The following is a 21,785-nucleotide window of genomic DNA, read 5'->3' as shown; positions in this document are numbered from 1 at the left end:
GTGGCGTGGTGGGCTGAGTGCTTCAGGCCACGGCACGGCGCTGACTGGCGGCGTGCTGCACGGCGATCTGGTCGCACGCGCTTTGCGGCAGCAGGCGCTCTGATTCATGCAGCACCAGCTGCTGCATGGCTTCGCGGCTGGCACACGCGGGAACCGACTGCACGGCGCTCTGGATCAGCTTGCGGAAGTAGTCCACCGCACCCAGCAGGCCGAGATCTGCTGCGGTGCTGGGGCGGCCGTGCTGAGCGTCCTGGCCCACAGGCTTGCCCAATTGATCGGCGCCCATCACATCGCGAATATCGTCAGCCACCTGATAGGCCTCACCCAGGGCATCGCCCAGACGGCGCCACGGTTCTGGATCGGTGCCAGCGGCCTGCGCACCGGCGCAGGTGGAGGCGACAAACAGCGCGCCTGTCTTGGCCCGCTGGTAGCGGCCCAGCTGTACGCGTGGCTCGCATTCCCAGGCTTGTCCGGCCACGATGCCGTCGGGTGTGCCGGTGCCTTCGCAGACGGTCATCAGGAGGCGCGCCAGGCGATGCGGGTGACGTGCACCAGCGCGCGCCAGTGTCTGGTAGGCCAGTACGATCAGCGCATCGCCGGTCAGCAGAGCCAGTGGCTCGCCAAATTGCTTGTGCACGGTGGTTTGGCCGCGGCGCGTGTCGGCGTCGTCGAAGCAGGGCATGTCGTCATGCACCAGCGAGGCGCAGTGCAGCAGCTCGATGCTGGCGGCCGCTGCGTTGGTGAGGTCGGGTGCGTCTTCGCCGCAGGCCTTGGCCACCGCAATGCACAGCTGGGGGCGGATGCGCGCGCCACCGGGGAACACCGCATGCCGCATGGCGGCCATCAATCGGGGTGGGGCGGTAGCGCTGTCAGCCACCATGAAAGGTTGTGAGAGCGCCTGCTCAATGCGTGTCATCATGCTCATGAAGCCCCCGCCAAAGTGGGGTGACTGTCTGCAACATGGGACAATCACTGGTGTCAATTTAACATGACACTTTAGTTTGTCAATTTAGTTTGACAATTAAATTTTCAGGGGTTGCGGCGCTTGTGTTCGATTCTCGGGCGACTTGCCTCTGAACCTAGGGTTTACTCGCGGGCCCGTTTCAGGGTCTATTTCGGTGTGGTGCTTGCCTCGGGCTTCAAGCCATACGGCCGCACCAAGTGAATCACATGCTCAGGCACCATGGTCTTGATGCGCGCGGGTTCTTCACGCTGCAGGTGCACCATGGTTTCCAGTGCCTTCATCTCGACACGGGCACGGGCAAACTCCAGCCCGCGCGGGCCGATGCGGGGCATCAGCCAGCTCACCAACGGGCGCAGCCAGTTCGGCATGCGCCGTAGCGGCAAACCACCTGCGGCACGTTCGACGTTCTTTAGAAAGCCCTTCACCGCGCCAGCGCGGCTGCCAGCGCTGCCAGGCGCTTTCACCACCACCTCATCGCCCAGTGTTTCCAGCAGATGCTGGCCGCGCGCATTGCGCACCAGCAGCCACTGCTGGCCTTGCCCGCCCATGTAGCCAATGGTGATGTCCGACAGCGTGTTGGTGTAGTCCACGCAGGTCCGGCAGGTCATCGGAAAGAAGTCGGGCGGCAGCTGCGACAGCGGCAGGCTGAGAAAGGGCAGGGCCTTGACTTCGCCGCTGCGCATGCGGATTTCGACGTGGTAGTCCGCGCGGAATTCCAGGTAGGTGATGTCCTCGGGGTGCGGGGAAATCAGCGCGAGGAACTCGTGAAAGCGCTCGGTGGTGGTGTTGTCGGAGCAGGGCGTGCCGATGACAAACAGCTTTTCAAGGCCGTGTTCGCGCTCCAGCTCGGGTTGCAGCGCGCGCAGCGCGTAAATCTGGCAGGGGATGCCAATCACGGCGAGGCGCTTGTAGCCTTGCTGCAGCGCCGGCTCGACCAGTGCGATCAGCGGCGCGTAACCCATGCGCATGCCGCGGCAGCGGGCCATGTCTTCGGCCCGCGTCACCACCACTGGCATCGGCCGCCACGGGTCGTCCGGGTGGGGCGCCATGGCCAGCACGGCATCGACTTCACCGTTTTGCAGCAGCTTTTCAGCGATGCGGGTTGTGATGCCGGTCCACTGGGCGCCGGGCAGCGGCCTGGCCAGCGCGGCCTGCAACATGCGCTCGTGCGGCCCGAAGAACAGTTCGTCCGTGCTGTGTTCTGCGGGAGCATCCACGGATTGCCCGGGCAGGCGCCGTGTGCGGCCATGCACCGCCGTTTCAAGCACCGGGTAGTCCGGCTGGATGAACTGGCAGGCCTGCCCGCAGCGCTTGGGCTGGGCTGTGCGGGAGACACCGCAGTCGGTGCAGAAGTGGCGGGGCGGGGCCGGTGGCAGGGTCGGCTGAATGAACCCGGCGGCGGTGCTGTCAGGAGGCAAGAGAGGGGGCATTCAGGGTTTTTTGGGTTTTGGCTGCGCGATTCTGATGATATAAGTGTCACATAAAGTTGACAGTATGTGTGGGCCAGTTGACCTCAACGCCCGGCACGCCTTGTTGATCTGTGCAACGTGTCAGTGTCCATTCAGGGCGATTGCCCGCATAGCCTGTGCTTTCTTGCTTCTCCGATTTTTGTGTTCGCGTGACGAGGTTCTGCCCCCCGGCGGTACCCGCATGACCGCCGAACTCGCGCTCAACGGTGTGAGTTGCGTGCGCGGCGGCAGGGTCCTGTTTGGCCGCCTCAATCTCCGCGTTCCTGCGGGGCAGCTGCTGCGGGTGCAGGGCGCGAACGGGGCGGGCAAAACCAGCTTGTTGCGCATGCTCTGCGGCCTGTTGCCGCCAACCGATGGCCAGGTGCTCTGGCGCGGCCAGCCGGTGGGCGAGCTGCGCGAGGAGTTTGGTCGGGAGCTTATTTACCTGGGCCACGCTGCGGCCCTGAAAGACGACCTCAGCCCGCTCGAAAACCTTGAAACCGCCTGCGCGCTGGGCGGCACTGCAGCCGGGCGCGAGGAGTCGCTCGCCGCGCTTCAGGCGGCGGGGCTGCGCGGTTTTGAGCATGGCCCGGCCCGGCGGCTCTCGCAGGGACAGCGGCGCCGCGCGGCGCTGGCACGGCTGGCGATGGGGGTGCAGCGGCCGCTGTGGATTCTCGATGAGCCCTTCAACGCACTCGATGCGGTTGCCACCACCTGGCTGGAGGGGCTGATGTCAGACCATCTCGCGCGCTCGGGCACGGTGGTGCTGACCAGCCACCAGGGCACCCCCCTGCCGGGCGTGCCGACACAGGTGCTGGCGCTGTGATGATCTCGTTTGCCCCGGTGATGCCGGCCGCGCCCGGCGCCGTGGGCTGGCTGGCGGGTGCGCGCTGCATGTTCATGCGCGACTTTCGCATTGCCATGCGCCGCCGCGCCGACACCCTGGCGTCGCTGTTTTTCTTCGTGATGGTTTCCAGTCTGTTTCCGCTGGGTGTGGGGCCTGAGCCTGAACTGCTGCGGCGCATGGCGCCGGGCGTGCTGTGGGTGGCGGCCTTGCTGGCGCTGTTGTTGGCGCTGCCGCGCCTGTTTGCCGACGACCATCAGGACGGCACGCTGGAGCAACTGCTGTTGTCGGCGCAGCCGCTGTCGCTGCTGGTGCTGGGCAAGATTGCCGCGCAGTGGGTCACGGCCTGTCTGCCGCTGATCCTGATGACGCCCCTGCTCGCGCTGCAGTTCGGTTTGTCGGCCGGGGCGGGGATGGTGCTGACGCTGTCGCTGCTGGTCGGCACGCCGGTGCTGTGTCTGGTGGGCGCGGTGACGGCGGCACTCACAGTGGGCTTGCGCGGCGCAGGGCTGTTGATTGCCTTGCTGACCCTGCCGCTCTACATTCCTGTGTTGATCTTTGGTGCCGGCGCGGTGGAGTCTTACAACGCTGGTTTGGGCGTGGCCGGGCACTTTTCTCTTTTGGGCGCCATGCTCGTGCTCAGTCTGGCGGGCGCCCCGGCAGCGGTTGCAGCGGCGCTGCGTATTTCGGTGGAGTGATGTTTTGAATTTTCCGCAACCCTCCGAGACGCCCCGCGCGGACCGGCGCATTCAGTGGTTCGCCTTTGCGGCACCACACCGTTTTTATCCACTGGCTGGCAAGCTGGTGCCCTGGTTCACCGCCGCCGCTGTGCTGCTGGGCGTCATGGGTCTGTACATCGGTCTGTGGGTGGCACCCACCGACGCACAGCAGGGCGAGGCCTACCGCATCATCTTCGTGCATGTGCCAGCCGCGTGGATGTCGATGGTGATTTACCTGGCCATGGCCGGGTGGGCGGGGGTCGGGCTGGTGCTCAATTCGCGGCTGTCGTCCATGATGGCCTGTGCGCTGGCGCCTACTGGTGCCCTGATGACTTTTCTGGCCCTGTGGACGGGCGCCCTGTGGGGCAAGCCCACCTGGGGCACCTGGTGGGTGTGGGATGCGCGGCTCACATCCGAGCTGGTGCTGCTGTTTCTCTACATCGGCTTCATGGCGCTGCACGGCGCGATTGAAGACGAGCGCCGGGCCGACCGTGCGGCCGGGCTTCTGGCGCTGGTGGGCGTGGTGAACGTGCCCATCATTTATTTCTCGGTCAAGTGGTGGAACACGCTGCATCAGGGGGCTTCGGTCAGCCTGACCAAGGCGCCCAGCATGGCCACGCCGATGCTGCTGGGCATGCTGGTGATGGCATTGGCCTTCTGGATGTATTGCATTGCCGTGGCGCTGGCGCGGGTGCGGGTCATCATCCGCGAACGCGAGCGCCACGCCGCTTGGACGCGGCAAACCCACAGCCTGTCGGAGGCCGCATGAATGAATCGTTAGGCAGTTTTCTGGCCATGGGTGGCTATGGGCTGTATGTGTGGGGCTCGCTCGGCATGTGCGCGGTGACGATGGGGCTGGAGGTGTTTCTGCTGCGCTCAAGGCGCCACGCGCTGGACCAGCAGGCCCTGCAGTCGTCCGGCCCATCCGCTGCCGATCAACAACCCACCGGAAGCAATGCATGAAGGCCAGACATAAACGACTCGCGGCCATCGTCTGCGGACTGGCCTCGCTGGGCATTGCCAGCGCACTGGTGCTCAATGCCTTCCAGAGCAACATGGTGTTCTTTTTCAGTCCGTCCCAGATCGCCGCGAAGGAAGCGCCGCGCGAACGCAGCTTCCGGGTGGGTGGCATGGTCCAAGTGGGCAGTGTGGTGCGTGACCCGCAGGGGCTGACCATCCGTTTTGTCGTGACCGACATGGTGCACACCGTGCCAGTGACCTATACCGGGCTGATGCCTGACCTCTTCAGCGAAGGCAAGGGCGTGGTGGCGCAGGGCCGGCTTGACAGCAGCGGCGTATTCCGCGCCGATCAGGTGCTGGCCAAGCACGATGAAAACTACATGCCGCCTGAAGCCGCCGCCGCGCTGGAGCAGGCGAAATCCTCCGCTGCAACCCCAGCCGCAGCCTCAACTTCAGTTACTTCCGGCACGCCCGGAGCCAAACCATGATTTATGAACTGGGTCATTTCTCGCTGATGCTGGCGCTGGCGGTCGCCCTGGTGCTGGGCGTATTGCCCTTGTGGGGTGCCCATCGCGGTCATGCGCCGTGGATGGCCATGGCACGCCCGGCGGCGCTGGGCCAGTTCCTGCTGATTGCGCTGTCGTATGCGGTTCTCACGCATGCTTTCATCACCGATGATTTTTCGGTGCTGCTGGCGGCCCAGCATTCGCACACAGCGCTGCCGCTGATTTACCGCTTCTCCGCCGTCTGGGGCAACCATGAGGGCTCCATCCTGTTGTGGTCGCTGATTCTGGCTGGCTGGACGCTGGCGGTGGCGCTGTTTTCGCGGCGTCTGGAGTTGCCACTCGTCTCGCGCGTGCTCGGCGTGATGGGCCTCATCAACTGCGGTTTTCTGCTGTTCACGCTGTTCACCTCCAACCCGTTCGAGCGAATCCTGCCTGCACCGATGGACGGCAAGGACCTCAATCCCCTGTTGCAGGACCCGGGCATGGCGATTCATCCGCCCATGCTGTACATGGGCTATGTCGGACTGGTGGTGCCGTTTGCATTTGCCGTGGCGGTGCTGCTGTCCGGCAAGCTCGATGCAGCGTGGGCCCGCTGGTCGCGCCCTTGGACCACTGCCGCCTGGTGCTTTCTCACCTGCGGCATTGCGCTGGGCAGCTTCTGGGCGTATTACGAGCTGGGCTGGGGCGGCTGGTGGTTCTGGGACCCGGTGGAGAACGCCTCCTTCATGCCGTGGCTGGTCGCCACCGCGCTGATTCATTCGCTGGCCGTCACTGAAAAGCGCGGCAGCTTCAAGATGTGGACAGCCCTGCTGGCGATTCTGGCGTTTTCGCTGTCGCTGCTCGGCACCTTCATCGTGCGCTCTGGCGTGCTGAGCTCGGTCCATGCGTTTGCGACTGACCCGGCGCGCGGCGTTTTCATTCTGCTGTTTCTCGTGCTGGTCATCGGCAGCTCGCTGGCTCTTTTTGCGTGGCGCGCGCCGCGCGTGGGCATGGGCGGGCAGTTCGAGATGGTCTCGCGCGAATCCATGCTGTTGGTCAACAACGTCCTGCTGCTGGTGGCCACGGCCGCCGTGCTGCTCGGCACGCTGTATCCGCTGCTGATTGACGCGCTGGGCATGGGCAAGCTCTCGGTGGGGCCGCCGTACTTCACCGCCGTTTTTGTGCCACTGATGACACCGGCGCTGTTCCTGATGGGCGTGGGTCCGATGGCGCGGTGGCGGCAGGCCGAAGTGGGTGACCTCGCCCGCCGCTTGCGCTGGGCCTTTGGTTTGAGTGTGGTGGCCGCAGTGATTGCGATGGTGTGGGTGCAGCAGTGGTCGCCCATGACGGGCCTGGGCTTGTGGCTGGCCGTGTGGATTGCCTGCAGCACCCTGGGTCAGCTGGTGGAGCGGATTCGCGCCGGTTCATCGACGGGCCTGGTGCAAAGACTGCGCTCCCAGTCGGGCAGTTACTACGGCATGCTGCTGGCGCATCTGGGTGTGGCGGTGTTTGTGGCCGGTGTCACGGTGGTCAGCAGTTTCCAGAGCGAGAGCGATGTGCGCATGGAAGTCGGCGACACGGCCGATGCGGGTGGCTACACCGTCCGTCTGGAAGGCGTGCAGCTGATCCAGGGCCCTAACTACAGCGCCGCGCGTGCGCGCCTGCTGGTGACAAAAGGTGATTCGGTTATCGGCATGCTCGAGCCAGAGCGGCGCATCTATCTGGTCAGCCGCATGCCCTTGACCGAGGTGGCCATTGACCGCGGCATCTGGCGCGATGTGTATGTGGCCATGGGCGAGCCTGTCAGCGCCACGGCGTGGAGCATGCGCATCCACCACAAACCGATGGTGAACTGGATCTGGGGCGGTTGCCTCTTGATGGCGCTGGGCGGCCTGCTGGCCGTGCTTGACAGGCGTTACCGCGCGCGCCGGGCTGTGAGCCCTGCACATGCTGGCAACCCTCTGCAAGCGGCCACAGCGGGAGCGGCCGCATGAGCGAAACCTCGCCAGTCGCCAAACCCGAGGTGCCTGTGGAGCCGTCCGGAGCCGCTCGCAACACCGCCAGCCCGATGCGCTGGCTGCCACTGGGAATTTTCGTGGTGCTGATCGGTTTTCTGGCCGCAGGCCTCGGCCTCAAGCCGAAAGAGGTGCCCTCGCCGCTGATCAATCAGCCGCTGCCGGCGTTCAATCTGCCCACACTGGCACAACCCTCTCGCAGCCTGTCGCCGCAAGACTTGCGCGGGCAGGTGTGGGTGCTCAATGTCTGGGCTTCCTGGTGTGTGGCATGCCAGTCTGAACACCCGGTGCTGGTGGATTTTGCAAAGCGGAATTCTGTGCCGCTGATCGGCCTCAACTACAAGGACCGCCGCGACGACGCGCTGCGCTGGCTCGGCAAGTACGGTGACCCCTACCGCACTTCGCTGTCTGACACCGATGGCCGCGTCGGCATCGAGCTGGGTGTGTATGGCGTGCCCGAGACCTTTGTGATTGATCGTGACGGCGTGATCCGCTACAAGCAGATTGGTGAAGTTACGCCGCAGGTCTTGCGCGACACCATCCTGCCGCTGCTGGAGAAGCTCGGTGCCTGATCGCGTGCTCAATCGATTTTTCCGCAAGCTGTACGCCCATCTGTCGGTTGTTTGTGTAGTGGCGTTTTGCGCGGCTGGCGGTGCACTCGCGAATACGGCCGTGCCCAGCGCTGCCGACCCGGCACTGGAAGCGCGGGTGATGGTGATTGCCGAAGAGCTGCGTTGCCTGGTCTGCCAGAACGAAACCATTGCGGCTTCTCAAGCCGATCTGGCCGTTGATCTGCGCCAGCAGATCCGTGAGCAGCTGAAGCAGGGCCGCACCCAGCCGCAGATTCTGGAATTCATGGCCAAGCGCTATGGCGATTTCGTGCTTTACCGGCCACCTCTGAAGGCCACGACGGTGCTGTTGTGGGTGGGGCCGTTTGTGTTGTTGCTAATCGGTGGCTGGGCGCTGGTGCGACGCATCCGTCGCCAGCGGCCGGGCGAGGCGCCGGCCTTGAGCAGCGCAGAGCTGGCGCGTGCGCAAAAGATGCTGCAAGGCAGCGGGGACTCCTGATGATCTGGTTTGTGTTGTGTGGCCTGCTGCTGGTTGCTGTTGTTCTGGCCTTGTTGTTGCCGCCCTTGCTGCGCCGCCCGGCTGATGCGACGGTGAACGGGTCTTCGGCGGCCTTGCCTTCCGGCGCGGGCTTGACCATCCTGAGGGAGCAGTCGGCGCAACTGGAGACGGACCGCGCGCAGGGGCTGGTATCGGCAGAGCAGTATGCAGTAGCCCGCGAGGAACTGGCACGCCGCGCGCTGGAAGAGGCGGGCGACGTCGCCTCTTCACCGCCTGCTGCAGGCCGGGCAGCGACCGACTCGAAGCGCTGGCCTACCGTGGCGGCCGTGTCGCTGCTGGTGCCTTTGCTGGCGGTCGTTCTGTACGGACAACTGGGCGCGCCCGAGGCACTGCAGCCTGCCCCGGTGGCGGCGGCCACGGGTGAAGAGCCTGTGACGCAAGCGCAGGTCGAAGCCATGGTCACGGCCATGGCCGCGCGGCTGGAGAGCCTGCCACCCGGACAGGCCGACCCCGAGGGCTGGGCCCTGCTGGCGCGCGCCATGGCCGCGCTGCAGCGTTATCCGGACGCCGACCGCGCCTTTGCGCGGGCCATCGAGATGTCCCCGCGTGACGCCCAGTTGCTGGCCGACCGTGCCGATCTTCTGGCCCTGATGCAAGGCGGCAAAAGCGCGGGTGAACCAACCCGGCTGGTCGACAAGGCACTGGCGCTGGACCCGAAAAATCTCAAGGCACTGGCACTGGCGGGCAGCGCCGCGTTTGAGCGCGCTGATTTCGCTGCTGCCACTGGCTTCTGGCAGCGCGCCCGCGAGCTGGTACCGCCCGGCAGTGAGTTCGCCAACGGTCTGGACCGCAGTCTGGAAGCCGCGCGCAGCAGCGCCGGGCAGGTGGCGACCGCGCCCGTCAGCCCATCTTCACCATCGGTACCCGCGGCACCAACGCCAAAAGGTGCCATAGCCGAAGCCAGTGATCGCGCCACACCGCCCAAGGGCGATCCCGCATCGGCCGTCAGCGGCACGGTACGGCTGGCCCCTGCACTGGCGTCGCGCGTCGGCCCGGGCGACACGCTGTTTGTGTTCGCTCGTGCCGCACAAGGCCCGCGCATGCCGTTGGCTATTTTGCGACTCAAGGCCAGCGAGCTGCCGGCCCGCTTCACGCTCGATGATCAGCTCGCGATGTCGCCCGATTTGCGCCTGTCGCGGTTCCCCGAGGTGGTGGTGTCGGCCCGCATTTCCCGATCGGGTGAGGCCCTGCCGCAGTCCGGCGATCTGGTGGGACAGAGCACCCCGCTCAAGCTCGGTGCACGCGGCATCGAGTTGACCATCGATCAGGTGCAGCCCTAGTCTGCAACCGTCGGGCCGCGTTCAGCTGAAGTAACGCTGGCGCACCAGCTCAGCCACCTGCTGCGGTTGCTCTTCATGCGCCAGATGCCCAAGCCCCGGCAACATGGTGAGGCTGGAGCGCAGACCTGAGGGTAAGCGCGCGAGCACCCTATCGGCTTGCGATGGCGGCACGGTGCGGTCGTTGGTGCCCACCACCAGATCCAGCGGCGTCTGCAGCCGCGGCAAGCGCTCTGCCAGCGTGTCGAGATCCCAGTTGGCCATCATGCCGAGCGCACCCGCTGCGTGCCCCGGGCTGGCCACCAGACGCCCGTAGAGCGCCATGCCTTCGGCATCGAGCGTGGAGCCGGTGCTGTCAATCAGGCGCTTCACGACCGACGGCTGCGTGGCCCTCGAAGCAAAGTAACGCGGCACGAAACTGGTTCCGGCCATCAACTTGGCTACCGGGGAAAACAGCTGACCAGCGAGGCCACTGAGCGGCAGCAGCGCAGCATTGAGCCCGACGATGCCGCGCGGTGCGATCAGGCCGTCAAGCGCCATGCGCACGGCGACCGCAGCGCCGGCGGAATGCCCGATCACCAGCGTGGGCGACACCTGCAGCGCACCCAGCAAGGTCGAAACAGCCTGTGCCATGCCGGGCAATGACAGCTGCGGCGACGCCGCGCCATCGGCGGGCATGCCGGTGAAGCCATGCCCCGGCAGATCCAGCGACAGCACATCAGCGTGCCGCGTCAGCAGCGGTGCCAGGCCACGCCAGGAATGGGTGGACGACCCGGTGCCGTGCAGCAGCAGGATCAGTGGCGCGGGTCCGTGCGCATCCACATCGCGCGCCCAGCGCTGCACATGCCAGCGCAACTGCGCCGCCTCGATGAACTGGCTGGCTTCGCGATGCGGCCAATCGTGCCCGTCGCGGTTCCAGTCGAGGCGCTCGTGCATGGTGTCAGCGCGCTGAAGGCGAGGAGCCCTGAATCGATTGGGCTGCCTGCACCGCGCGCGACAACTGCCGCTCGCCACCGTAAGGCATGGGCACATAGGTGGCGCCCATGGCCTCGGCCAGCGTCCGGGCGGTGGCGTGCGGCTGTGCCGAGGTGTCGATCAGCAGCGTGGTCAGGCCAGCGAGCTTGAACTCGCGCGCCGCCAGTAGGGCATCCTGCCCGGCCTGCTTGCGGCCAGGTGTGCCGTCGCGCGCAATGTTGGCGCGGCCATCGGTGAGCAGCACCACAACCGGCGTTTCGCCTTGCCGCCCGATCTGCTGCGCAAGCTCACGCGCCGCATCCATGCCAGCCGCCAGCGGGGTACCGCCACCCCCAGGGAGTGCGGCGAGGCTGCGCTTGGCCCGCGCGAGCGAGCGCGTGGGCGGCAGCAGCACCTCGGCGCCCTGGGCGCGAAAGGCGATCACGGCCACGCGGTCACGCCGCACATAGCAGTCGGCCAGCAGCAGTTCGACAGCGCCCTTGGCTTCGGCCAGCCGGTGCAGCGCCGCAGAGCCGGAGGCATCGACCACAAACAGCGTGGTGGTCGGGCGGTTCTGCCGGTAGCGCATGACATGGAAATCCTCACGGCGCACCTGAATACGGCGCATGGCTGGTGGCGTCGGAGGGGTTGGGGCTCCGGAGCCCGCCGGGGGCTGGCGCAACTTCTGCCACGGCGCTGCCGCACGCAGGGTGTCCAGCACATGCAGGCGGGCGCCGTTGCGCGGCTCGCCGCGCCGTGTGCCGATGGGTCGGCCGCGGCGCAGGTTTTTGTCTGCCGCCCCCGCGCCGCTGCCCTTGGCTGCGCTGGTGCGCACCTGCCCGGCCTTGAGGGCTGTCAGCAAGCCCGGCGGGATCGCAGCCAGCGCGGCCTGCACGGCCATTTCCTGCAGTGCTTCTTCCGGCGCAGGGGGGGGCTGATCTTCATCCTGCACGTCGTCTGGCTTGACGTCGAGGTCGGTCGGTGGTGTGGGGGCGTCTTCGGCGGTGGCGTTGTCCGGTGGTGGACTGTCGCGCGGCTCGGATGTGTCGGAGGCTTCGTCTGTGGTGTCGTCGGTTTCGTCTGCGGCGGCCGCGGGCAATCGCGTGGCGCGTGGGCCCAGCACCAGACGCGCAGCGAGCGCAGTGTGTTCTGCATCCACCTGCGTCGCACCGGTCAGCGCCGCGGCCGCCCTGGCCGCACGCAGCGCCAGCGAGGGCGCGCGCATGGAGGCAATGCCAAGCACCACCGCTGTGCTGCACAGCACCTCGATGGTGTCCGGCCCACACGTCACCGAGGGCAGCAGGGCGCGGGCGGCATCGATGTCGGCGCGCTGCCATTGGTCGTCGCCCACGGTACCGGCGCGTTCAAAGCGTTCATCCAGCACGCAGTGGAAAGCCAGCCGGTCCAGCAGTGCAGCAGAGACGGTTTCTTCATCGTTCAGCCCTTCGTCGAACGCGACAACGGCCAGCCGGGCAGGGCGGCGCTGTGTCAGTCCATCGCGCTCCAGCACCACTTCGCCATGGTCGAGCACCGCAGCCAGGTGCGCAGCTGTGCTGGCGGGTGCGCGCTCGGCCATGCTAAGTAGAACCACGCCGCCGTTGGCGCGGGCCAGCAGACCTTGTTGTGCGATGGCTCTACCAGCATGCAGCGTGGCGGCGAGGTCCAGTCCGCCGAGCAGTGCGGATTCAGTGGCGCTAAGGGGAATGCGTTGCACCGGTGCGCCGACGGGGAGCAGGGAGCGTAAGAGCTCCGTCCACTCTGTGCGCAGGTCGCTGGCGGGCCCGCGCAGGGCAGCGCCGCCAAGACCGGCAGGGTCTATGGCCAGCAGCGCTGCGACCAGCGCGGTGTCAGGGGTCATGAGCCCAGCAGTTCGGCCACGGCGCGTTCCACACGCACGGTGGAGCCGGCGTCGTCAAGCGGATTGCGGCGCAGGCGGTGGCGCAGGGCCGGGCCGGACACCTTGCGCAGGTGCGAGTCGTTCACGGCTGCGTCGCCCTGCAGGGCGGCCAGCGCACGGGCCGCGCGGATCAGCGTCATGTCGCCGCGCAGGCCGTCGGTACCCAATGCCATGCAGAGCTCCGAGGCCCGCTCGCGCGCCGCATCCGGAATCTTCACGTCGTCCAGGCGCTTGCGCGCCGACACCAGCTTGCGGCGAATGCGGTCACCTTCCTTCTTCCACGCTTCGGCAAAGCCGGCAGGGTCTTGTTCGAAGGCGTCGCGGCGCTTCACCACTTCAATGCGGCTGGCCAGATCGCCCGGCGTACGCACTTCAACCGACAGGCCAAAGCGGTCCAGCAGTTGCGGGCGCAGTTCGCCTTCTTCTGGGTTACCGCTGCCCACCAGCACGAAGCGGGCCGGGTGCCGCACGCTCAGGCCTTCGCGCTCCACCACGTTCTCGCCGGAGGCGGCCACGTCAATCAGCAGGTCCACCAGATGGTCTTCCAGCAGGTTCACTTCGTCGATGTACAGAAAGCCGCGGTTGGCGCGGGCCAGCAGCCCGGGCTCGAAAGCCTTCACGCCTTGCGACAGCGCACGTTCCAGATCAAGGGCGCCGACCACGCGATCTTCTGTGGCACCCAGGGGCAGGTCGACCACTGGCACGGGCACCAAGTGGGTCTTGACTGGTTTGCCGGAGGCTTTCAGCGCAGCGCACTCTTCGCAGCAGGGCTGCCCATCGGCCGGATCACAGCCATAACGGCAGCCGACCACAGCGCGCATCGGTGGTAGTAACGCCGCCAGTGCCCGCACGGCGGTGGACTTTCCCGTGCCGCGGTCTCCCAACACCAGAATGCCCCCGATGCGGGGGTCCACGGCGGCGATCAGGATCGCCAGTTTCATCTCATCCTGACCCACGATCGCCGAAAAAGGAAATGTATTTGCCATATCAATTTGAGTATTGCACAGGGCGGCGCGCCTTTTCAGCGGGATAGTACTGAAATACAGGGCGCAGGCTGCAAGGCTGGCGGCGCGCAGCCGCAGGCATGCGAAGGCGCTTCAGGGATGTGGCGAGTCGGACGCTTCAGGGGCCTTGTGCTTGCGGGCCTGGGCTTCATCGGCCAGCCGTTTGGCTTTGGCCTGCTTGACGTCGTGGAGCTGCCAGAAGCCCCAGGCGATCACAACGATGAAAATGCCCAGTTCAAGCCAAATACCCATGGTGGTGCTTTCTGAAATATGGTGCGCGAATACGGATCATGCTGGCCCGGGGGGAGAACTCCAGCGGCTGTGACACTCGCTATTTTGACTGGCAATTTCGGTATGCGTGCAGGCCTTCTGCAGGCAGGGCTGTCGTCGTCTCTCCAAAACCAGCAGCAGGGGTCTGATTGGGGGAGGCATTTTCAGGCCGAATCCCTCACAATCGTGTCATGACTTCTTCCAACACGCCCACGACCGGCCGTACCGATGCGCTGCCATCCTGCCTGCCGCCAGATGACATCGAGCGGCACACGCTGCACAACGAAGTACATGCCCGGCCCACCGCCCGGATTCACCTGCCTGCGCTGGTGGTGTACGTTGCGGTACTCAACGAGGGGGTCAGCCGTGAAGACGAATGCAGGCACCTGCGCCGCCTGCCCGGCCAAGAGGCGTTGACGACGGACGATCTCGCGCTGAATTTCCTGCGTTTGCGGCTTGACCACTACACGATGAAATGGGAGCGTCACACCGAGTTCACGCGTTATTCCATCGTGCAGCCCTTGCCCGAAGGTGCGATGCTGGGTGCCGTCAACCCCGACCTGCTGCAGGGCCTGCTGATCAATCTGCAGTGGCTGCGCGAGATTCCCGGGAAAACCATCGCGGCGATCCTGATGGGCATGGTGCCGGGTGATTTGCAAACCCCCGAGCAGACCCTGTCGGCGGCCCGCGCGTGGCTGGGCAACACCCCGTCTACTGCATCGGTGCTCGGGCGAAACGGTCATTCCTGGGCGGTGAGTGACTTCCTGCTGCGGCCCGACGGCTTTGAGCGCATTCTGGTGGTGGCACCGCCGGACACGTTGGACACCCGTGCGGGGCGCGTCTCGCAGCGCGTGCTGGAACTGGAAACCTATCGCCTGATGGCTTTGCGGGGCCTGCCGGTGGCCAAGCAACTCGGGCCCATGCTGTCGCAGTCCGAAAAGGCGCTGGCTGACATCATGGCCAACCTGGAGAACAAGGCTGCGTCCGACCAGGAACTGCTGGACACGCTGGTCTCACTGGCCGCCCGGGTGGAGCGCGCCACCGCCGAGCATGTCTACCGGTTTTCGGCCACGCGTGCGTACAACGAGCTGGTCTCGCAGCGCATCACGGAACTGCGCGAACGCGCGATTCCCGGCACGCAGACCATGGGCGAGTTCATGCAGCGCCGGCTGTCGCCCGCGATTGCCACGGTTGCGGCAACTGCGCAGCGCCTCACCTCGCTGTCGGAGCGTGTGGCGCGCACCAGTGCGCTGCTGCGCACACGGGTCGACATCGCCACTGAGGTGCAGAACCAGCAGCTGCTTGAAAAACTCACGCGTGGCCAGGAACTGCAACTCCAGCTGCAGACCACCGTGGAAGGTCTGTCGATCGCGGCCATCTCGTACTACGTAGTCAGCTTGCTGCTGTACGGTGGCAAGGCGCTGAATGCGGCCGGCTTTCCCATCAACCCTGAAATGGCTGCGGGCGCGTCAGTCCCGCTGGTGTTGTGGGTGGCTTGGACGGCGACCCGGCGCATTCACAAGCGCCTGCAACCGGTCAACCGCAAGTAATCAATTCCAGAGAGCCCAGAGCGGCTGATCTCAGTTCTCAGTTCACCATCACCAGCTTGCCCTTGACGCCGCGCGAGCCCATGTGGGCGTAGGCGGCCTTGAGCTCGGCCATTGGCATGGTCCGGTCAATCACCGGTTTGATCTTGCCCTGTGCATACCAGGTGGCCAGCTCGCGCATCATGGTTGCGTTGGCCTCTGGCTCGCGTTTGGCGAAGTCGCCCCAGAACACGCCCACGATGGATGCGCCCTTGAGCAATGGCAGGTTCAGCGGCAGGGCCGGGATCGGCCCCGATGCAAAGCCCACCACCAGATAGCGGCCGCGCCAGGCGATCGAGCGGAAGGCCGGTTCGGTGAAGTCGCCGCCCACCGGGTCGTAAATCACGTCAGGCCCATTGCCGCCGGTGAGCGCCTTGATCTCGTCGCGCAGGTTGCTGCGGCTGTAGTTGATGGTGGCGTCTGCACCAATCGATTGGCACAGCGCGCATTTCTCGTCGGTCGAGGCCGCCGCGATGACGCGGGCGCCCGCCGCCTTGGCGATCTGGATGGCGGCGGTGCCCACGCCGCCGGCAGCGCCAAGCACCAGCACGGTTTCGCCCGCCCTGAGCTGGGCGCGGTCCATCAGCGCATGCCAGGAGGTCGCGTAAATCATGATGAAGGCCGCCGCGTCCACAGGCGGGAACCCGGGCGGCAGCGGCATGCACAGGGCTGCCGGTGCCAGGGTGTGGGTACCAAAGCCGCCGGTCCCTGAAAGACAGGCTACGCCCTGGCCGACCTTCAGATGCTTCACGCCTTCACCCACCGCCTGCACTACACCCGCGTATTCGGAGCCGGGTACAAAGGGCAGCGGCGGCTTCATCTGGTATTTGTTCTGCACGATCAGCAGATCGGGGAAGTTCAGGCTCGCAGCCTGGATCTGCACCAGCACTTCGCCGGCCTTGGGCTCGGGCGTGGGCATTTCTTTCCAGGTCAGGGCATTAACGCCGGTCGGGTTGTCACAAATCCAGGCATGCATGGGGTGTCTCCGTGGTCTCAAACTTCAGGGTTCGCTTCACATCATAGGCAGGGCAACGCGTCAATCGCTTGCCCTTGCAGGGAAGTCTGTCGCGGCGGCGACCGTAAAATGGGGCGATGAAAATTCTCATCTGCAACGACGACGGTTACCAAGCCAGCGGCATCATTGCCCTCTATGAAGCACTCAAGACCCTCGCCGATGTGGAAGTGGTGGCCCCCGAGCAGAACAACAGCGCCAAATCGAATGCGCTGACGCTGCATTCGCCGATGTATGTGCACACCGCCGCCAACGGCTTTCGCTACATCAATGGCACGCCGGCCGACTGCGTGCACATTGCGCTGACCGGGCTGCTGGGTTACCGGCCTGATCTGGTGGTGTCCGGCATCAACAATGGCGCCAACATGGGCGACGACACGATTTACTCTGGCACCGTGGGCGCGGCCATGGAGGGTTATCTGTTCGGCATTCCAGCGATTGCGTTCTCGCAGACGGAAAAGGGCTGGGCCCACATCGACGTCGCGGCGCAAAGGGCCCGCGAGCTGGTGCAGCAACTGATGCCCTCGCTGGAAGCCGTGGCCCATGGCGCACAACCGACGCTGGCGCCCTGGCTGCTGAACGTCAACATTCCCAACCTGCCGGATGACCAGATCAAGGGTGTGAAGGTGGCGCGGCTTGGCCGTCGACATGCGGCAGAACGCGTGATCACCCAGACCAGCCCGCGCGGCGAGACCATGTACTGGATCGGCGGCGCCGGCCCTGCCAAGGAGGCCGGTGACGGGACCGATTTCCACGCCACGTCGCAGGGCTTTGTGTCCATCACGCCGCTGCATGTGGACCTAACCGATCACGAGCGTCTGCCGTACTGGACCGAGACGGCGGCACGGCTCACATCGGCGCACGCCTGAACCGCGCCCCGATGAAACCTGTTTCCAAACCGCCTGCTGTGCCCGCCCCTGTGAAGACCACCGGGACCAATCGCCCCGGATTCCCGGTGCGGCTGAACCCCTCGGCGGGCATGCCATCAGCGACAAAACCGGTGGCGGGAAGGGCGCAGGTGGCGCCGGTGGTCGCAGCCAAGCCTCTGAACAAGCCTTCTCTCCCGGTGACGCCCGGCGGCGTAGGGCTGGATTCCCAGGCCGTGCGGGCACGTATGGTGCAGAAACTGGCGGCGCAGGGCGTGGCCGATGCCCGCGTGCTGGCCGCAATGGGTGCGGTTGAGCGCCATCGGTTTGTCGACACCGCACTGGTTAACCAGGCCTATGAAGACACCAGCCTGCCCATCGGGCTGGGCCAGACCATCTCCAAGCCCAATGTGGTGGCCCGCATGCTGGAGCTGTTGCGTGCCGGCCTGCCGGCGGGGGGCTCGGGCAAGCTCGGGCGCGTGCTGGAAATCGGCACGGGGTGTGGCTACCAGGCGGCTGTGCTGAGCCACCTGGCCAGTGAGGTCTACAGCATCGAACGGCTGCGCGGCCTGCACGACAAGGCGCGCGAAAACCTGCGCACATTGAGGCTTCCGAATGTGCATCTTCTGTTTGGTGATGGCATGGTGGGCTACGCCAAGGGTGCGCCTTATGCGGCCATCATCGCTGCGGCCGGTGGCGAGGCCATTCCGCCGGCCTGGATTGAGCAACTCGCCATCGGCGGGCGTCTGGTGGCCCCGCTTCAGGCGGCCACCGGCAAGCAGGCCCTGGTGGTGGTTGACAAGACACCCGAGGGCATTCGCCAGACCTTGCTGGAGGCTGTTCACTTTGTGCCCTTAAAATCGGGCATCAGCTGAGTTGGTCCCTGCTGCAGCGCGTGTTCGCCCTGCGCCACCCCAAGGAGACGACTGCAGCGCCCGTGTTTTTGCGGGCTTTTCCCCACCACCCAGATGGAAGTCGAAAGCACCCATGAATCAAACGGTACTGCCTTGCAGCTTCTCCCCTGTTTTCCATGCGCGCCAGTCTGCGGGCGGTGAACGCGCGACATATTCCAGCCTCAACCGCTGGAGTGGTTTCGGCGCGGCCTTGCTCGCTGCAGCGCTGCTGGCTGGATGTGGGGCGCGTGGCAGCATGGCACCCGTGGAAGACCGTGGCACAGGCATGCCCCGGCAGGGTGCGGGCGCGGTGGACACCGGCAATGTGAAGCAGCTCCCTGGTTTCGAGAATGCAGGCAAGCCCGGCTACTACGCCGTGCGACCCGGCGACACTCTGATCCGCATCGGTCTGGACAACGGCCAGAACTGGCGTGACATCGTCCGCTGGAACAACCTCGAAAATCCGAACATCATTGAGGTCGGGCAGGTTCTGCGGGTGGTGCCCCCGAACGAGAATACCGCCGTGGTGACCCGTCCGGTGACGTCTGGCACGGTCAACAGCACCAACCAGGCGCCCGCGCAGGCGGCACCAGCCAGCAACCCGCCGCCAGCACAGCCTGCCGCGCCCTCTGGCGATGAGGACCTGGCATGGATCTGGCCGGCGCAGGGCACCTTGCTGGCCGGCTTTGACGAGGCCAAGAACAAGGGCTTTGACATCAGCGGCAAGGCCGGTGACCCAGTGGTCGCCTCTGCCGATGGCCGCGTGGTCTATGCCGGTGCCGGCCTGCGCGGCTATGGCAACCTGATCATCCTGAAGCACAACAACACCTTTCTGACGGCCTACGCGCACAACCAGACGCTGCTGGTCAAGGAAGACCAGTCGGTCAAGCGTGGCCAGAAAATTGCCGAGATGGGCAACAGCGACACCGACCGCGTGAAGCTGCACTTTGAAATCCGCCGCCAGGGCAAGCCGGTGGATCCGGCCAAATACCTGCCTGCCAAATAAGCGGGGCTGTACGCCAGGGCTTGCAGGCCCATTTCAGGGTTGTTGGACCTGAGACAATTCGGGCATGACAGAAGAACAAGCTGGCGCGCAAGGCGCCACGACTGAATACGCGCCTGACATCCTGCAGGTGGAGTCCCTGGACATTGAAGCGCAGGGCATTGCGCACCGGGCTGACGGCAAGGTGGTGTTCATCGAAGGGGCGCTGCCCTTCGAGCGGGTCACTGCCAACGTCTACCGCAAGAAAAGCAGTTTTGAAAAAGCTGTGGTGATGGCGATTCACCGCGAATCGTCGCAGCGCGTGGTGCCGGCGTGTCCACATTTTGGCCTGCACACCGGGGCCTGCGGTGGCTGCAAGATGCAGCATCTGCATGCCGGGGCGCAGGTGGCTGTGAAGCAGCGTGTGCTCGAAGACAACCTGCAGCACATCGGCAAGGTCAAGGCCGACAACCTGCTGCGGCCCATCGAGGGGCCGGCCTGGGGCTACCGCTACCGGGCACGCCTGTCGGTGCGCTTTGTGCGCAAGAAAAATGCGGTGCTGGTCGGCTTTCATGAGCGCAAGAGCAGTTATGTGGCCGACATGCAGCAGTGCCCGGTGTTGCCCGTCCATGTCAGTGCCATGCTGCTGCCGCTGCGTGCACTGATCGGTGCGATGGATGCGCGCGAGACCGTGCCGCAGATCGAACTGGCCTGCGGCGACCACGTGACCGCACTGGTGCTGCGCCATATGGCGCCCCTGAGTGAGGCCGACAAGCAGCGCCTGCGGGACTTTGCGGCGCAACATGCGGGCCTGCAGTGGTGGGTGCAGCCCGGCGGGCTCGACACCGTGGCCTTGCTCGACCCGGCCACTGACAGTTCAGCAGACCTCAGCTACGGCCTGCCAGAGTTCGGCATCACCATGCCGTTTCGCCCCACCGATTTCACTCAGGTCAATCCGCACATCAATCAGGTGCTGGTGTCGCGTGCGCTGCGCTTGCTGGCCGTGCAGTCGCACGAGCGGGTGATCGACTGGTTTTGTGGACTGGGCAATTTCACGCTGCCGCTGGCCACGCGAGCCCGCGAAGTGCTGGGCATCGAGGGCAGTGAGGCGCTGGTGGCGCGCTCGCGGGAGAACTTTGCGAGGAACCGTACAGCCTCGACCGCGCGGGGGGCGCTGGCCCCCACGGCGTTTGTGGCCCGCAACCTGTTCGAGATGACGCCGGCCATGCTGGTGAAGGACGGCCGTGCGGACAAATGGCTGGTCGACCCGCCCCGGGAAGGTGCTTTCGAGCTGTTCAAGGCGCTCGCCGCGCTGCAGCGGCAGATGAGCACCGGCGTGCCCTGTGATGACGGTGACCAGCAGCAGAGCTTGGCATTGGGCGACTGGGCGCCGCCGCAGCGCATCGTGTACGTGAGCTGTAACCCGGCCACGCTGGCACGCGATGCGGGCGTGCTGGTGGAAACCGGGGCCTGGCGCTGCTCGGCTGCGGGTGTGGTGAACATGTTTCCGCACACGGCGCATGTGGAAAGCATTGCCGTGTTCGACCGCATAGAGTCACCGACCGCCTGAGTCTTCTGCGTCAAGCCGCCAAAGAGAGCGGCCAAAGAAAAAGGGCCCGAAGGCCCTTTTTTGATGGGTGCGATGCGCTGACCGTTTATTCGCGGTCGCCGCCGGCAATACCGAGCAGGGCCAGCAGGGCCTGGAACACGTTGAAGATGTCCAGATACAGGGCCAGCGTGGCGCTGATGTAGTTGGTCTCGCCGCCGTCCAGGATGCGCTTCAGGTCATACAGCATGTAGGCGCTGAAAATGCCGATCACGGCCACCGAGATGGCCATCATGCCGGCCGTGGAGCCCACGAACACGTTGATGATGCTGCCGACCATGACCACCATGGCGCCAACAAACAGCCACTTGCCCATGCCGGACAGGTCGCGCTTGATGACCGTCGAGAGGGAAGCCATCACGAAAAACACACCAGCCGTACCGCCCATGGCGGTCATGATGAGTTCGGAGCCATTCTTGAAGCCCAGGATCATGCCGATCATGCGCGAGAGCATGAGACCCATGAAGAAGGTGAAGGCCAGCAGCACGGGCACACCCGCTGCCGAGTTCTTGGTTTTCTCGATGGCAAACATGAAGCCGAATGCGCCGCCAAGGAAAACGATCAGTCCGAGGCCGCCAGACAGCGAACTCGTGATGCCGGTGGCCACACCGATCCAGGCGCCCAGTACGGTGGGCAGCAGGCTCAGTGCCAGCAGCCAGTACGTGTTGCGCAACACCCGATTGCGTTGTTCCGCCGAGACAGCAGAACCGTAGCCAGCCGGGTCGAGGGTTTGAATGTTGTCGCTCATGAACATGATCTCCAGATAGCCTGCATATGCGGGCAATCGGATTTTAGGGTGCAGACCCCTGATTTCAAGTAATCACCCCATGACACCCCCTACTTTTTGTAAGGGTTCCATAAGCCGCATTGCACCC

General features: G+C 65.4%; 22 protein-coding genes. 14 read left to right on the top strand and 8 right to left on the bottom strand.

The window, feature by feature from the left end:
* Nucleotides 1–22 precede the first annotated feature (22 nt).
* Together AAG793_RS05270 and AAG793_RS05265 are read right to left on the bottom strand one after the other, a co-directional pair.
* Nucleotides 23–925: a polyprenyl synthetase family protein gene (locus AAG793_RS05270; RefSeq protein WP_341905008.1), complete on the bottom strand. Its 903-nt coding sequence runs from the start codon at nucleotides 923–925 to the stop codon at nucleotides 23–25.
* Nucleotides 926–1,110: 185 nt separating this feature from the next.
* The gene (locus AAG793_RS05265) at nucleotides 1,111–2,394 is read right to left on the bottom strand and encodes a Coenzyme F420 hydrogenase/dehydrogenase, beta subunit C-terminal domain (RefSeq protein WP_341905005.1); all 1,284 of its coding nucleotides are present in this window, start codon (nucleotides 2,392–2,394) and stop codon (nucleotides 1,111–1,113) included.
* A 220-nt stretch (nucleotides 2,395–2,614) separates the two neighbouring features.
* On the opposite strand from AAG793_RS05265, the gene ccmA reads away from it, so the two are divergent.
* The 9 genes from ccmA (at nucleotide 2,615) to ccmI (ending at nucleotide 9,843) form a co-directional block, all read left to right on the top strand.
* Complete coding sequence (ccmA, locus tag AAG793_RS05260) at nucleotides 2,615–3,238, top strand: cytochrome c biogenesis heme-transporting ATPase CcmA (RefSeq protein WP_341905002.1); 624 nt, start codon at nucleotides 2,615–2,617, stop codon at nucleotides 3,236–3,238.
* A gap of 68 nt (nucleotides 3,239–3,306) precedes the next feature.
* A complete protein-coding gene (gene ccmB, locus AAG793_RS05255; protein ID WP_341905432.1) occupies nucleotides 3,307–3,954 on the top strand; it encodes a heme exporter protein CcmB in 648 nt (215 codons plus the stop codon).
* Nucleotides 3,955–3,958: 4 nt separating this feature from the next.
* A complete protein-coding gene (locus AAG793_RS05250) occupies nucleotides 3,959–4,744 on the top strand; it encodes a heme ABC transporter permease (protein ID WP_341904998.1) in 786 nt (261 codons plus the stop codon).
* Entirely contained in the window at nucleotides 4,741–4,938 is a 198-nt protein-coding gene (gene ccmD, locus AAG793_RS05245) for a heme exporter protein CcmD (RefSeq protein ID WP_341904995.1), read from the top strand. Before AAG793_RS05250 ends, ccmD begins: the two co-directional genes overlap by 4 nt.
* A complete protein-coding gene (gene ccmE / locus AAG793_RS05240; protein WP_341904992.1) occupies nucleotides 4,935–5,423 on the top strand; it encodes a cytochrome c maturation protein CcmE in 489 nt (162 codons plus the stop codon). The genes ccmD and ccmE overlap by 4 nt, the downstream gene beginning before the upstream one ends.
* A complete protein-coding gene (locus AAG793_RS05235) occupies nucleotides 5,420–7,414 on the top strand; it encodes a heme lyase CcmF/NrfE family subunit (RefSeq protein WP_341904989.1) in 1,995 nt (664 codons plus the stop codon). The genes ccmE and AAG793_RS05235 overlap by 4 nt, the downstream gene beginning before the upstream one ends.
* A gap of 74 nt (nucleotides 7,415–7,488) precedes the next feature.
* A complete protein-coding gene (locus AAG793_RS05230; protein WP_341905430.1) occupies nucleotides 7,489–8,007 on the top strand; it encodes a DsbE family thiol:disulfide interchange protein in 519 nt (172 codons plus the stop codon).
* A gap of 58 nt (nucleotides 8,008–8,065) precedes the next feature.
* Entirely contained in the window at nucleotides 8,066–8,503 is a 438-nt protein-coding gene (locus AAG793_RS05225) for a cytochrome c-type biogenesis protein (protein WP_341905429.1), read from the top strand.
* On the top strand, nucleotides 8,503–9,843 hold the full coding sequence (gene ccmI, locus AAG793_RS05220; RefSeq protein ID WP_341904986.1) for a c-type cytochrome biogenesis protein CcmI: 1,341 nt from the start codon (nucleotides 8,503–8,505) through the stop codon (nucleotides 9,841–9,843). The genes AAG793_RS05225 and ccmI overlap by 1 nt, the downstream gene beginning before the upstream one ends.
* Nucleotides 9,844–9,864: 21 nt before the next feature.
* Here the strand turns inward: ccmI and bchO are convergent, their stop codons facing one another.
* The 4 genes from bchO to AAG793_RS05200 all read right to left on the bottom strand — a co-directional run bounded on the left by bchO (nucleotide 9,865) and on the right by AAG793_RS05200 (nucleotide 13,947).
* Entirely contained in the window at nucleotides 9,865–10,776 is a 912-nt protein-coding gene (bchO, locus tag AAG793_RS05215; protein ID WP_341904983.1) for an alpha/beta fold hydrolase BchO, read from the bottom strand.
* Nucleotides 10,777–10,780: 4 nt separating this feature from the next.
* A complete protein-coding gene (locus AAG793_RS05210) occupies nucleotides 10,781–12,652 on the bottom strand; it encodes a magnesium chelatase subunit D (RefSeq protein ID WP_341904982.1) in 1,872 nt (623 codons plus the stop codon).
* Nucleotides 12,649–13,677 (bottom strand): magnesium chelatase ATPase subunit I, encoded by a 1,029-nt coding sequence (gene bchI, locus AAG793_RS05205; RefSeq protein WP_341904980.1) that lies wholly within the window; start codon nucleotides 13,675–13,677, stop codon nucleotides 12,649–12,651. Before bchI ends, AAG793_RS05210 begins: the two co-directional genes overlap by 4 nt.
* A 111-nt stretch (nucleotides 13,678–13,788) precedes the next feature.
* On the bottom strand, nucleotides 13,789–13,947 hold the full coding sequence (locus AAG793_RS05200; protein WP_341904977.1) for a hypothetical protein: 159 nt from the start codon (nucleotides 13,945–13,947) through the stop codon (nucleotides 13,789–13,791).
* Nucleotides 13,948–14,156: 209 nt separating this feature from the next.
* On the opposite strand from AAG793_RS05200, the gene AAG793_RS05195 reads away from it, so the two are divergent.
* The gene (locus AAG793_RS05195) at nucleotides 14,157–15,515 is read left to right on the top strand and encodes a DUF3422 domain-containing protein (protein ID WP_341904975.1); all 1,359 of its coding nucleotides are present in this window, start codon (nucleotides 14,157–14,159) and stop codon (nucleotides 15,513–15,515) included.
* Between the two features lie 37 nt (nucleotides 15,516–15,552).
* On the opposite strand, the gene AAG793_RS05190 is transcribed toward AAG793_RS05195, so the two are convergent.
* Nucleotides 15,553–16,527, bottom strand: a complete 975-nt coding sequence (locus tag AAG793_RS05190; RefSeq protein WP_341904971.1) for an NADPH:quinone oxidoreductase family protein — start codon at nucleotides 16,525–16,527, stop codon at nucleotides 15,553–15,555.
* A 116-nt stretch (nucleotides 16,528–16,643) separates the two neighbouring features.
* On the opposite strand from AAG793_RS05190, the gene surE reads away from it, so the two are divergent.
* From surE to rlmD, 4 genes are all read left to right on the top strand, one after another.
* Nucleotides 16,644–17,432, top strand: coding sequence for a 5'/3'-nucleotidase SurE (gene surE, locus AAG793_RS05185; RefSeq protein WP_341904968.1), 789 nt, complete (start codon nucleotides 16,644–16,646; stop codon nucleotides 17,430–17,432).
* 11 nt (nucleotides 17,433–17,443) lie between these two features.
* A complete protein-coding gene (locus AAG793_RS05180; protein ID WP_341904966.1) occupies nucleotides 17,444–18,304 on the top strand; it encodes a protein-L-isoaspartate(D-aspartate) O-methyltransferase in 861 nt (286 codons plus the stop codon).
* Between the two features lie 112 nt (nucleotides 18,305–18,416).
* On the top strand, nucleotides 18,417–19,328 hold the full coding sequence (locus AAG793_RS05175; RefSeq protein WP_341904964.1) for a peptidoglycan DD-metalloendopeptidase family protein: 912 nt from the start codon (nucleotides 18,417–18,419) through the stop codon (nucleotides 19,326–19,328).
* A 64-nt stretch (nucleotides 19,329–19,392) separates the two neighbouring features.
* Entirely contained in the window at nucleotides 19,393–20,874 is a 1,482-nt protein-coding gene (gene rlmD, locus AAG793_RS05170) for a 23S rRNA (uracil(1939)-C(5))-methyltransferase RlmD (RefSeq protein ID WP_341904962.1), read from the top strand.
* Between the two features lie 85 nt (nucleotides 20,875–20,959).
* Here rlmD and AAG793_RS05165 read toward each other — a convergent pair whose 3' ends face one another.
* Nucleotides 20,960–21,658, bottom strand: a complete 699-nt coding sequence (locus AAG793_RS05165; RefSeq protein ID WP_341904959.1) for a Bax inhibitor-1/YccA family protein — start codon at nucleotides 21,656–21,658, stop codon at nucleotides 20,960–20,962.
* Between the last annotated feature and the right edge of the window lie 127 nt (nucleotides 21,659–21,785).

This window comes from Polaromonas sp. YR568 (assembly GCF_943372955.1).
Taxonomy (GTDB): Bacteria; Pseudomonadota; Gammaproteobacteria; order Burkholderiales; family Burkholderiaceae_C; genus Polaromonas.
This window is presented reverse-complemented; position numbering and strand designations above follow the sequence as displayed.